Genomic DNA, 12,027 nt, shown 5'->3' with positions numbered 1-12,027 from the left:
GAGTTAGAGCACCTCCGGGGCGAGCGAGACGATCTTCATGAACTTCTTGTCGCGCAGCTCGCGGCCCACGGGGCCGAAGATGCGCGTGCCACGGGGGTCGCCGTCGTTCTTCAAGATGACTGCTGCGTTCTCGTCGAACTTGATGTAAGAGCCATCCGCACGGCGGCGCTCCTTCTTGGTGCGGACGACGACAGCCTTGACGACGTCGCCCTTCTTCACGTTTCCGCCAGGGATTGCATCCTTGACGGTGGCGACGATGACGTCGCCGATGCCTGCGTAGCGACGGCCAGAGCCACCGAGAACGCGGATGGTGAGGATTTCCTTAGCACCCGTGTTGTCGGCGACTTTGAGTCGCGACTCCTGCTGAATCAATGTCTACTCCTGTCGTCGCGCTGGTTCTCACGCCATCTGCGTGAGCCTTGCGGAACGGATATGTGCAACCCGCATTCCATGCTCGCAACATAGGTGCGTCCGAACAGCGGGGCTACGGGGTCCGCCGTCTGCCATGCTCCTCGCGGCAGAAGTGGGCGCGCGAAAAGGGCACAGACGTGCAGATCTTCTACTCTACAGCCTCAGACGCCCGCCGGACGAATCGGCTCGGCGGCGACCACGCCGTCATCAAGACGGAAGACCATGTCGAAGGCCGGCAGGATCGTGTGGTCGTGCACCACGCTGAGCGAGGCCGTCCCAGGTGGGATTGCCGCTAGGATCCGCCGCTGCTCCTCCAGCGTCTTGCCCGCGAACGTCTCGTCGAAGAGGATCACCAACGGCGGGCGCCACAGCAGGCGCAGCAGTCCCAGGTCCCGCAACTGCCCGGCCGAGAGATCGTCCGACGTGCAGTCAGCATCGAGATCGAGCCCCACAAGCAAGTGCAGCCCCGCCTCGCGGATGAGGGCCCGCACCTGCTCCTTGTCCCGTAGTGAGCCTCCCCCCGGCGTCAGCAGAACGTTCTCCCCCACCGTCCCGGCGAAGGAGAACGGCTCCTGGCACGCATAGAGCATGAGATCTCGGCCTTGAGTCTCCGCGTCCATCGCGTGCGCTGCGGGGACCCCGGCAAGAGTCACCTCTCCGGAGGTCGGCTCCAATTGCCCGGCCAGTATGCGCAGGAGTGTGCTCTTCCCTGACCCGGACAGGCCCACGAGCGCGGCGTGCTCCCCCGGCCGTAGAGTCAGGCTCACCCCGCGCAGCGTCTCCTCACGGGCACCCGGATACGCAAACGGGACGCCGTCGCAGGCGATGGCAGGGCCAGACGCGCGCACCTTCATCGGCTCAGGGCCGCGCGCCTCCACATGCTCCAGCCCGAAGATGCGCCGAAAGGCGAGCTGCGTCAGCTGCACCTCGTCCACCCAGAAGACTGCCTCCCCGATCACCGCTCGCAAAGCCACTCCCAGCGCCACGGCGCGGGCGACGTCGTCCGCCCCCAGCGCTCCCGCCCCCTGCGGGAGGAGAGCCGCAAGGATCATGGGGCCGACGACGAGGGCGCCCGTGGCGAGCCCCTCGACGACGGCGAAGCGCGTCTGGACGGCGCGCACGCGGGCCTGAGCTTCGGCCTTCCTGTCGAGGGCCAGGACGGTGTCCTCGCGCGCGAGATCAAGCCATCCCGCCTGCTCGAGCCGCCGACCGCCTGTGGCGAGGGTGCCAAGACGGCCGAGCGCCTGCGCATCAGCGGTTGCCTCCCGTTCTGCAGCCGCGCGCGACCGGGGAAGCATCCATGCGAGGCCAGCCGCGGTCAAAGCCAGGGCGGCCGTCATGGGCGCAAGGAACCACGGCCCCAGCGCTGCGAGGAAGACGAGACTGAAGAGTGCCTGTGCCGCGAGAAGGAGGATGGACGGCAGCCCGTTCGCCACGAGGTCCCCAACCCGACGGCAGTCCCGCACGGAGCGGGCCGTGAATTTCTCAGGCCCCAGACATTCCACGGCCCTCGGGTGCAGTCCCATGACTCGTTTGACGGCGTATTCGCTCAGACCCGCGTAGATGGCGAGGCCGAAGGACGAGGCGGCCCGCTGCTGCGCGGCGCTCACCACGGGTTTGAGCACAAACGCGGCGATCCCAAGACCGACGAGCGTCGGCACGTGCGGTGCGCGGCCCTGCGCCAGGGCCGTGACCTCCCCGACGACGCTGGGGAAGACGAGGAACAGCACGCCCGCCGCGAGAGAGAGGACGGCACTGGCTATTGCGCCTCGCCGGTGTGGGCCGCTCAAGATCGCCAGATGGCGGAGGACCTCGCGTGGGGTGGCCAAGGGGAGGCCGTCCGGCCCGAGCTGGACCTGCGTTGGGTGGGAGGACACTGTCTACCCCTCCCCTCTCATCGACGGCTCGAGCCAAGTCGCTGCGGGGTCAGCCGGGGTTGCGTCCGCATCCGGAACGTCACCCGTCAGATTGCCGGGGCCTCCAGGCAGCGCCACCTCCGTCACCACGACACGCTCCCAGGCACTCAGGGCCGTCGTGATTCGCTCCCGGGTCGGCTCGTCGACCGAGTCCAGGGCTCCAATCATGTGCAGACGAAGCTCCGGGACATCAGGCCCGGACTCGCTTTCGACTTCCGGCGCACCGAGAAGACCGCCCCCGTTCCCGGCACCATAGCGTCTTTGCTTCCCAGACATCTCCCACAGCGCGTGTGCCAGGAGGAGTCGCTGGCGCTGCCCGCCCGAGACGAGCCCCTCTGGATCCCGCGTTTCTCGGGCGACGGCGGGCTCGAACCTGCGAAGCACCTCGTCGGCATGGGCCGCCTCCAGGGCAGCGGCCAGGCCAGGGTCCCCGGATCCCCTGGCGCGGAGGAGCCCCTCGAACAGGGGCGCAATGAGCGGCGTGTCTGAGAACAGGCGCACCGAGGACGGACCCGACGCCGCGTTGGATGTGTCGAGCGCCGCGAGCCTGCGCCGGGCCTCCCGCGCGGGCTGGAGCAGGACGAACACGTGGGCTGCCCACGGAATGGCATCGCTCAGGCGGGGGAAGAGAACCATGGCCGTCGTCGCCTCCCCGACCGAGAGCGCACCGCGGGAGGTGAGCGCCCAGATCACCCCCGCGAAGCCGAGGAGCGCCGCTCCCCCGAGTGCCTCCTGGACCGACATGTGGGCGCTGTTCGTGCGGATGACCGCACGGTCATGCTCAAGCGACGTTCGCAGGCTCGCGGAGAACCACGCGCTGAGGCGGGGGCCCGCTTTGAGTCCAGCGATCATGCGGGACCGGCTGGCGATCTCCTCCGCGCGCCGCACGGCCATCCCATAGCTTTCTCGGGAGTGCGAGACCCGCGCCGCCACCCTCCGGTTGACCGTCACCATGAGGCCGTAGGCGACCACCGTCGCTGCGCATGCGACGACGCCCAGCCAGACGTGGAAGACGAACATGACGAGCGCCGCACCGAGTCCCAAGCAAATGCGGAGGGCTGCGCGCGGGACGAACTCGCCGAGGCGCACCACGCTAGACACGTCCGAGGTCAGGGCCGTGGTGTAGTCAGCAGACCGGGGCCGTACCGTGCGCACGAGGCGCGTTGACAGGCACCGAGCGCCCTCGGCCTCCACAAAGCTCGTGAGGTATACCGAAGTTGCTCCGAGAGCGGCGTCGACAGCGAGGAGCGCCGTAACGACCCCCACCGAGGCCCACAGCTCACCACCGTCGCGGGCTACGAGGGCCTCCACGCAACCCCCAATAGCCAGAGTCAGGCCGCCATACGTGAGGACCTGCAGGGCGACGACGGCTGCCGCGCAAGCGCCAGAACGAGATGGTCTACACACTGCGGCAATCCCCTCCCCAGTTGAGGGGAGTCAATCATACGCACGCCCGCTTTGACGACTCGCCGTTATGACGGAGGACGCAGAGAGGCCCCCGCTCTGGACGAATCCAGAACGGGGGCCTCCGTTCAGCTCTGTGGTGCGGTCATCCGAGACCCTGGGGGTCCCGGCTCACCGCGGGGATCAGCGAGCCTTTTCGATGATCTCCACAAGGCGCCAGCGCTTCGTTGCCGAAAGCGGGCGGGTCTCCGAGATGAGGACCAGGTCGCCGATGCCGGCCTGGTTCTCTTCGTCGTGGGCCTTGACCTTCGACGAACGGCGGAGCACCTTGCCGTAGAGGGCGTGCTTCACGCGGTCCTCGACCTCGACCGTGATCGTCTTCTCCATCTTGTCGGAGACGACGTAGCCGCGACGGGTCTTGCGGTAACCGCGAGTGGTGGACTCTTCAGTCACTGCGACTTCCTTTTCGCTCACTTGTCATCTCCCTTGACGTCTTCGACGATCTTGAGCTCGCGCTCGCGCAGCACCGTGTAGATGCGGGCGATGTCGCGGCGCACGGCACGGAGACGGCTGTTGTTCTCCAGCTGACCGCTCGCGGCCTGGAAGCGCAGGTTGAACAGCTCTTCCTTGGCCTTCTTCAGCTCCTTCGTGAGGCGCTCGTTGTCGAAGCTGGTCAGCTCCTTGATGGCAAGATCCTTGGATCCAATAGCCATGTTATTCACCACCCTCACGACGGACGATACGTGCCTTCAGCGGCAGCTTGTGGATAGCGAGTCGGAGGGCCTCACGGGCCACTTCCTCGCTGACGCCGGAGAGCTCGAAGAGAACTCGTCCCGGCTTGACGTTCGCAACCCACCACTCCGGCGAACCCTTACCGGAACCCATGCGGGTTTCGGCAGGCTTCTTCGTCAGCGGACGGTCCGGGTAGATGTTGATCCAGACCTTGCCGCCACGCTTGATGTGGCGAGTCATCGCAATACGAGCCGCCTCAATCTGGCGGTTCGTCACATAGGCGGGCGTGAGGGCCTGAATGCCGTACTCACCGAAGCTGACAGTCGTTCCGCCCTTGGCAGCGCCGGAGCGCTTCGGGTGGTGCTGCTTGCGGTGCTTCACTCGACGTGGGATAAGCATTTAAGCCTCTCCTCCCTCTGCAGCCACGGGGGCCTCGGCCGGAGCCTGAGCCGGTGCCTGCGCCGGACGGTCGTTGCCACGGCGACGACGCTCGCCACCGCGACCCGGGCGCTCTCCGCCGCGGCCGCGAGCGGGAGCTGCGGCAGCCTGCGCTGCGAGCTCCTTGGCCGTGACGTCACCCTTGTAGATCCAGACCTTGACGCCGATGCGACCGAAGGTCGTCTTGGCCTCGAAGAATCCGTAGTCGATGTTCGCGCGGAGCGTGTGCAGGGGAACGCGTCCCTCGCGGTAGAACTCCTTGCGGCTCATCTCGGCGCCGCCAAGGCGACCGGAGCACTGGACACGGATGCCCTTGGCGCCGGCGCGCTGCGCGGACTGCATGGCCTTCTTCATCGCGCGGCGGAACGCCACACGCGAAGCGAGCTGCTCAGCGATGCCCTGGGCGACGAGCGTCGCGTCGGCCTCGGGGTTCTTGACCTCGAGGATGTTCAGCTGAACCTGCTTGCCCGTGAGCTTCTCGAGCTCGCCGCGGATGCGATCGGCCTCGGCGCCGCGGCGGCCGATGACGATGCCCGGGCGGGCGGTGTGGATGTCCACACGGACGCGGTCACGCGTGCGCTCGATCTCGATCTTCGCGACGGCGGCGCGGTCCATGCTCGGACCCTGGAACATTTCGCGGATCTTGACGTCCTCGACCACGAAGTCCTTGTACCGCTGACCCGGCTTGTTGCTGTCAGCGAACCAGTGCGACGTGTGGGCCGTCGTGATTCCGAGTCGGAATCCGTTCGGGTTGATCTTCTGTCCCATTTACTTCTCCCCACCCTTCTCTTCCGGAAGCGCGACAACCACGGTGATGTGGCTCGTGCGCTTGTTGATGCGGTAGGCGCGACCCTGTGCACGGGGCTGGAATCGCTTCATCGTGGGACCCTCGTCAACGAAGGCTTCGCTGATGAACAGCTCGTCCTCCTTGAACGCGACGCCGTCACGGTCGGCTGCGACGCGAGCATTCGCGATCGCAGACGCCAGAACCTTAGACACCGGCTCCGAAGCTGCCTGCGGGGCAAACTTCAGAATCGCCAGGGCCTCATTCGCCTGCTTGCCACGAACGAGGTTGACGACGCGCCGGGCCTTCATAGGCGTTACGCGGATGTGACGCGCAATTGCCTTGGCTTCCATTGCTTTCCTTCTCTCTGAAAGGCAGCCCCGCTTAGCGGCGCTTGCCCTTCTTGTCGTCCTTCACGTGGCCGCGGAAAGTCCGCGTCGGGGCGAATTCGCCGAGCTTGTGCCCGACCATCGACTCCGTCACGAAGACGGGGATGTGCTTGCGTCCGTCGTGAACGGCGATCGTGTGGCCGAGCATGTCGGGCACGATCATCGAACGGCGGGACCACGTCTTGATGACGTTCTTGGTGCCCTTTTCGTTCTCGGCAGCGACCTTGACGTACAGGTGCTGGTCAACGAAGGGACCCTTCTTCAGGCTGCGTGGCATGTCTCCAGGCTCCTATCGCTTGTTCTTGTTACGACGGCGACGCACAATGAGCTTGTCGCTTTCCTTGTTCGGGCGGCGCGTGCGGCCCTCAGGCTTGCCGTTCGGGTTGACCGGGTTACGGCCACCGGACGTCTTGCCTTCGCCACCACCGTGCGGGTGGTCGACCGGGTTCATGGCGACACCGCGGACGGTCGGGCGAACGCCCTTCCAGCGCATGCGGCCAGCCTTGCCCCAGTTGATGTTCGACTGCTCGGCGTTGCCGACCTCGCCGACCGTCGCGCGGCAGCGGACGTCGACGTTGCGGATTTCACCGGACGGGAGACGAAGCTGCGCGTAGCGACCCTCACGGGCGACGAGCTGAACGCTCGCACCAGCGGAGCGGGCCATCTTCGCGCCGCCGCCGGGGCGGAGCTCGACGCAGTGGATGACCGTACCCACGGGGATGTTCCGGAGCGGGAGGTTGTTGCCGGGCTTGATGTCCGCGTTGGGACCGGCCTCGACGATGTCACCCTGCTTCAGGCGGTTCGGAGCGATGATGTAGCGCTTCGCACCGTCCACGTAGTGGAGGAGGGCGATGCGGGCCGTGCGGTTGGGATCGTATTCGATCTCAGCCACGCGGGCGTTCACGCCGTCCTTGTCTGCGCGACGGAAGTCAATGAGGCGGTACTGGCGCTTGTGGCCACCACCCTTGTGACGAGTCGTGATCTTGCCGCTGTTGTTGCGGCCACCGGTCTTGGGGAGCGGACGCACGAGCGACTTCTCCGGCGTCGACCGGGTGATTTCTGCGAAGTCGGCTACGGACGAGCCACGACGGCCCGGCGTAGTCGGCTTGTACTTGCGGATTGCCATAGTTAGTTTCCTCGTTAAAGTGGTCTCCGCTTAGGAAAGCGGACCGCCGAAGATGTCAATGGACTCCCCATCGCGAAGCGTCACGATCGCACGCTTCGTCGCCTTGCGGGAGCCCCAGCCGAAACGGGTGCGCTTGCGCTTGCCCGCCCGGTTGATGGTGTTCACCGAGTCAACGTTGACGGAGAAGATCTGCTCCACCGCCACCTTGATCTCGGCCTTGTTCGAGCGCGGGTCGACGAGGAAGGTGTAGCGTCCCTCGTCGATAGCCCCGTAGCTCTTCTCAGAGACGACGGGAGCAATGATCACGTCGTGCGGAGTCTTGTTGAGCGCGCTCACTTGGCGGCCTCCTTCGCGGCAGTCTTAGCGGCGACGAATGCCTCGTAAGCCGCCTGGGTGAAGACCACGTCGTCGGCCACAAGCACGTCGTACGTGTTGAGCTGGTCCACGTAGAGGCAGTGGACGTTCTCGAGGTTGCGAACCGACAGCGCGGCGACATCGTTCGAGCGCTCGATGACGACGAGCACGTTGCGGCGGCCCGTGAGCTCGCGGAGGGCAGCAAGCGCGCCCTTCGTGCTCGGGGTGTCACCGGCGACGATGGAGTCGACGACGTGCACGCGGTCGTGACGGGCACGATCCGAGAGCGCGCCGCGGAGAGCCGCGGCAATCATCTTCTTGGGCGTGCGCTGCGCGTAGTTGCGCGGCGTCGGCCCGTGGACAATGCCACCACCGGTCATGTGCGGGGCGCGGATGGAGCCCTGACGAGCCCGGCCGGTGCCCTTCTGCTTGAACGGCTTGCGGCCTGCGCCGGAGACCTCAGCACGGGTCTTGGTCTTGTGCGTGCCCTGGCGCGCGGCGGCGAGCTGGGCGACGACGACCTGGTGCAGAAGCGGGACGTTCGTCTGAACGTCGAAGATCTCTGCGGGGAGATCAACCTTGACAGTAGCCATTTCCTTATGCTCCCTTCACAGCGGAACGGACGAGGACGACCGAGCCGCGAGCACCCGGGAGGGCGCCCTTGATGAGCAGCAGGTTCTTCTCGGCGTCAACGGCGTGAATCGTGAGATTCTGCGTCGTGTGACGGACGGCGCCCATGCGGCCTGCCATGCGGAGGCCCTTGAAGACGCGCGACGGCGTCGAGGCGCCACCGATCGAGCCCGGCTTGCGGTGGTTCTTGTGAGCACCGTGCGAAGCGCCGACGCCGGAGAAGCCGTGACGCTTCATGACGCCTGCGAAGCCCTTGCCCTTGGTCTTTCCGACGACGTCCACCTTCTGGCCGGCCTCGAAGAGGTCGACGTTGAGCTCCTGGCCGAGCGTGTACTCGCCGGCGTCAGCCGTGCGAAGCTCGACGAGGTGACGGCGCGGCGTGACGCCGGCCTTCTCGAAGTGGCCCGCGAGGGGCTTGGTGACCTTGCGCGGGTCGATCTGGCCGTAGCCGATCTGCACGGAGGTGTAGCCCTCGGCCTCGTCGGCGCGGAGCTGGGTCACGACGTTGGTGTCCGCCTGGACGACGGTGACGGGGATGAGGCGGTTGTCCGCATCCCAAACCTGGGTCATGCCAAGCTTGACGCCGAGCAGGCCCTTGAAAGTGCGCTGAGTGGTCGACATATCCGATCCTCCTACAGCTTGATCTCGATGTTGACGTCCGCGGGGAGGTCGAGACGCATGAGCGAATCGACTGCCTTGGGCGTCGGGTCCACGATGTCGATGAGGCGCTTGTGCGTGCGCATCTCAAAGTGTTCGCGGCTGTCCTTGTACTTGTGCGGCGAACGGATAACGCAGTACACGTTCTTCTCCGTCGGAAGGGGAACCGGTCCCACAACCGTTGCGCCTGCACGCGTGACCGTCTCAACGATCTTCCGGGCCGAAACGTCAATGACCTCGTGGTCATACGACTTCAGCCGGATGCGGATCTTCTGTCCCGCCATGGCGTCGTGCCTCTTTCTGTTCTTGACACTGGATGAATGCGCCCATCACGCTCCCCCGGGCCATCCCGTGGTTTCGCTGTCAGCGCTCCAACGGCCCTGAATCCTCCCTGCCTGTCTCCAGGCTCGGGCGGGTTCCTCAAGACCGCCGGACACCGTACCCCGCGCTCGGGCGTGTCGTCCTTTCGAACGGACAGCGCCGCATGTTTTCTACAGGGTCGGCGCGTTGTGCTTATGCCGCATCAGGCGCCCCGCGCCGGGCATTATCCCGGCCGGGCTCCTGCATTTTGGCAGTGGCCGCTCGAGGTTGCCCTCGAGCTGTGGGCACACGAAGGTGCGCACACAACTTATCCAGTATGGCAGAATCCCGGAACTAGCGCCAGTCGCGTCTCGGCCTTCCGGTCTTTGCGCCGGAGCATGGGCGGCGCGGCGTCATTCTCCCTTGGCCCCGCGACTGCCGCGGCGGAGTTTCCACACCGCGAGGATGAAGAGCCCGGCCGCGAGGCCGAGCAGAGTGGCCATCGTGGCCCCCGCGGCGAACCTCAGCACGGCGAAGATCAGGCCCGCAAGACCGACGGCGGAGAGCTCGACTCGCTTTCTCAGCGCCCCGAGCGCGACAAGTGCCGCAAATGAGGCAAGTTGCGCCGCCCGGAGTGCGGGCTCGCCCGTCAGGGGGACCAGGGCCACGAGAACCCAGAGGCCCGCCGCCGCCCAGTGCAGGGCGCGCTCAGCCACCGGGTATTGCCTCGCCTCGGGCAGAAGCGAGAGACCCATGAGCAGCGTGCCTGCGGCCAGAAGGTCGGCCCTCAGCCATGCGTCGCCGTCCGTCACGTCCAGCCTGTGAAACGCCGCGAGCACGATGCTCGCGCGGGCCCCCCACACGACGAGTCCCGGAACGCGGATTCTGGCCCCGACCAGGCGACGCGGGGCACCCCCGGCTGCGATCGGGCGGGCGTCGGACGGAGCGGAGGAGGGTGCACAGCCAGGACCACAGGGGCCCCTGGGGCCGAAGCCGAGCGCTTCCCCGCCCCGCCGCAAGGCCTCGACGGCTCCCAGGAGTGCGACGCACCCGCCCAGCCACACGGCCAGTCGCCCGTCGAGCAGCGCCAGGACTCCCGCAGCAGCCAGGAGGGCCCCCGATGCAAGGCGGCTGGCGGCCTTGCCCCACGCCGGGTGCCGCATGGAGCTGGCCGTCACCCCGGAGGCGATGGCGAGGAAGGCGGCCCAGCGCGCCGGGCTCGTGGGCGTGTCCAGGCCTACGACGGTGGCGAGCCCCCACGTCACGAGGACCGCCCCTACAGCAACATGCGCGGCATCCGTCCCGACGGCCCGGGAGGGCGCAAGGCAGGGGCGCGCCACGAACCACCCAGCCGCGCAGAGCGCGAGCGCGGCTCCGTTGAACGAGTCCGTGAGCGCCCCGCAGACCAGCAGCCCCGCCGTGAGCATCCCCAGCGCCTCGAGCGCCCTGCGAGGCAGCTGCCCAGTGGTCAGCCCCAGCCCCTCAGCCGGCAAGGGGCCCCGCCCCCGCCCGGATCCCTGGGGCACGCGGGTTTCATTCCGAGTGCATGCGCCTGCCCCCGCATCCCCGCCCTGCGTTCCGTCTGCCCCCTCCGGGCATCCAGGACGCCCGAGGATCACGACGACGGCTGCCGCCGCAGTGAGCGCCGAGAGCACACCCATGTAGACCCGTCCTAGAGGGGTGACCCCATCCGGAAGGAGGCCGACTCCGGCGGCGAGTGCGACCAACCAGGCGAGTGCGCCGTTGACAAGGCCTGCCCGCCTCAGAGGGGCTGGCCGTCCGGACCTGCCGAGGACGAGGGCGACGCCCGCCAGGGCAACGCTCACACCGACCATCGGCAGGAAGACAGCCGGCGCCCCGAGCGTCGGGGGAAGGTGGTGCGTGATCCATCCGGTGCCGGCACCCGCACTCGTCGCGAGAGCCGGACCCGTGATCCAATGCGGGGCGGAGCGCAAGGGCGTGCTTGCGACGTGAATCCCAGCGCCGATGGCTGTGGCCGCGATGGCCCACGTGGCCATCGGCGTCACGGCTCGCTCCGCCTCAATGGCCAGGAGCATGCCCAGCAGGCCGACCGCCGCTGTGCCCCAGATGAGGGCGTCTGCGACCGCCCGAGGCGCACATGCAGTCCGGGCCGAGCCGGATGGGCTCATGAAGGAGGCAGTGGCCACTGCCGGGCTGCGGAGCGGCTCGTGAGCGTCACCTCGTTCTGGGGCGTGGACACCGTAGAGCACGGCCCGCCTTGTGACGAGGGCCGCGGCCGCGGCTCCTGTGGCGAGTGCCCCGCCCCAGGCTGACAGGGTCCCGCCCGCCACGGCGAGCACCGCACACGAGACACCCACAACGGCATACGCCCCGGCCAGGAGCATCTGCGCCCAGGGCCCGCCACCCTGGAGCGCACGTTGTGTGCCGAGGGCATGCTCAGGAACCGCATTCTTCAGCCGCAGCGCTCCGGCCGCGAGCCAGGCGCCCAGCGCGGCGCCGCCGAAGACGGCCTCGTCCGCCTCGAGGGACATGCCAATACGCGCGGCGAGCAGCAGAAGAGCCAGCGCATGCACGGCGTCGACCCAGAGGGGCACGCGTTTCGAGCGAATCAGCAGCCAGGAGGCGGCCAGCACGAGGCAGGCAAGCACCGCCTGGTGGGCCCCTGGGACAACCTCGACGGGGGTTGTGAGGCCCAAGACCACGAACGGGGAGGAGGCCGCAACGCCTCTCCTTCCCGCTCCCTTCCACGCGACGAGGGCCACGGCCACCACACTGAGTGCGAAGAAGAGCAGCCCCGCCGACTGGACCGGCGTCAGTGCGGCATCGGCTGTGCCGCCAGTCGCGCCTCCACCTCCCCACGAGAGCGCGGCACCCCACGGCAGGACGACAAGACCCAGCCCCAAT

General features: G+C 67.6%; 14 protein-coding genes and 1 pseudogene. All 15 read right to left on the bottom strand.

What is annotated here, in order from left to right; translation table 11 throughout:
* Positions 1-3: 3 nt before the first annotated feature.
* Entirely contained in the window at positions 4-372 is a 369-nt protein-coding gene (rplN, locus tag J2S35_RS07455; protein WP_043119386.1) for a 50S ribosomal protein L14, read from the bottom strand.
* Positions 373-572: 200 nt separating this feature from the next.
* Entirely contained in the window at positions 573-2,288 is a 1,716-nt protein-coding gene (locus tag J2S35_RS07450) for an ABC transporter ATP-binding protein (RefSeq protein WP_309851696.1), read from the bottom strand.
* Between the two features lie 3 nt (positions 2,289-2,291).
* Entirely contained in the window at positions 2,292-3,482 is a 1,191-nt protein-coding gene (locus J2S35_RS07445) for an ABC transporter ATP-binding protein (protein ID WP_309851693.1), read from the bottom strand.
* Positions 3,483-3,914: 432 nt separating this feature from the next.
* On the bottom strand, positions 3,915-4,205 hold the full coding sequence (gene rpsQ, locus J2S35_RS07440; RefSeq protein ID WP_309851688.1) for a 30S ribosomal protein S17: 291 nt from the start codon (positions 4,203-4,205) through the stop codon (positions 3,915-3,917).
* Between the two features lie 14 nt (positions 4,206-4,219).
* Positions 4,220-4,444: pseudogene (gene rpmC / locus J2S35_RS07435) on the bottom strand (50S ribosomal protein L29); the annotation flags it as partial.
* Position 4,445: 1 nt separating this feature from the next.
* Positions 4,446-4,862 carry a 50S ribosomal protein L16 gene (rplP, locus tag J2S35_RS07430; RefSeq protein ID WP_309851685.1) on the bottom strand — a complete coding sequence of 139 codons (417 nt, stop codon included), beginning with the start codon at positions 4,860-4,862 and terminating at the stop codon, positions 4,446-4,448.
* Positions 4,863-5,669 (bottom strand): 30S ribosomal protein S3, encoded by an 807-nt coding sequence (rpsC, locus tag J2S35_RS07425; protein WP_309851681.1) that lies wholly within the window; start codon positions 5,667-5,669, stop codon positions 4,863-4,865.
* Positions 5,670-6,038, bottom strand: a complete 369-nt coding sequence (rplV, locus tag J2S35_RS07420) for a 50S ribosomal protein L22 (RefSeq protein WP_309851678.1) — start codon at positions 6,036-6,038, stop codon at positions 5,670-5,672.
* A gap of 31 nt (positions 6,039-6,069) precedes the next feature.
* On the bottom strand, positions 6,070-6,351 hold the full coding sequence (rpsS, locus tag J2S35_RS07415; RefSeq protein WP_309851676.1) for a 30S ribosomal protein S19: 282 nt from the start codon (positions 6,349-6,351) through the stop codon (positions 6,070-6,072).
* A gap of 12 nt (positions 6,352-6,363) precedes the next feature.
* On the bottom strand, positions 6,364-7,200 hold the full coding sequence (rplB, locus tag J2S35_RS07410; protein ID WP_309851673.1) for a 50S ribosomal protein L2: 837 nt from the start codon (positions 7,198-7,200) through the stop codon (positions 6,364-6,366).
* A gap of 30 nt (positions 7,201-7,230) precedes the next feature.
* Entirely contained in the window at positions 7,231-7,536 is a 306-nt protein-coding gene (gene rplW / locus J2S35_RS07405; RefSeq protein ID WP_309851671.1) for a 50S ribosomal protein L23, read from the bottom strand.
* Entirely contained in the window at positions 7,533-8,147 is a 615-nt protein-coding gene (gene rplD, locus J2S35_RS07400) for a 50S ribosomal protein L4 (protein ID WP_309851669.1), read from the bottom strand. Before rplD ends, rplW begins: the two co-directional genes overlap by 4 nt.
* Positions 8,148-8,151: 4 nt before the next feature.
* Positions 8,152-8,805: a 50S ribosomal protein L3 gene (gene rplC / locus J2S35_RS07395; RefSeq protein WP_309851667.1), complete on the bottom strand. Its 654-nt coding sequence runs from the start codon at positions 8,803-8,805 to the stop codon at positions 8,152-8,154.
* An 11-nt stretch (positions 8,806-8,816) separates the two neighbouring features.
* Positions 8,817-9,125: a 30S ribosomal protein S10 gene (rpsJ, locus tag J2S35_RS07390; RefSeq protein WP_013349689.1), complete on the bottom strand. Its 309-nt coding sequence runs from the start codon at positions 9,123-9,125 to the stop codon at positions 8,817-8,819.
* 429 nt (positions 9,126-9,554) lie between these two features.
* Positions 9,555-12,026 carry a hypothetical protein gene (locus J2S35_RS07385; protein ID WP_309851640.1) on the bottom strand — a complete coding sequence of 824 codons (2,472 nt, stop codon included), beginning with the start codon at positions 12,024-12,026 and terminating at the stop codon, positions 9,555-9,557.
* Between the last annotated feature and the right edge of the window lies 1 nt (position 12,027).

Origin of the sequence: Falsarthrobacter nasiphocae, assembly GCF_031456275.1 — a bacterium.
In the GTDB taxonomy this organism is placed as follows: Bacteria; Actinomycetota; Actinomycetes; order Actinomycetales; family Micrococcaceae; genus Falsarthrobacter; species Falsarthrobacter nasiphocae.
The sequence above is the reverse complement of the archived record's forward strand: the minus strand, read 5'-3'. Positions and strand labels throughout refer to the sequence as shown.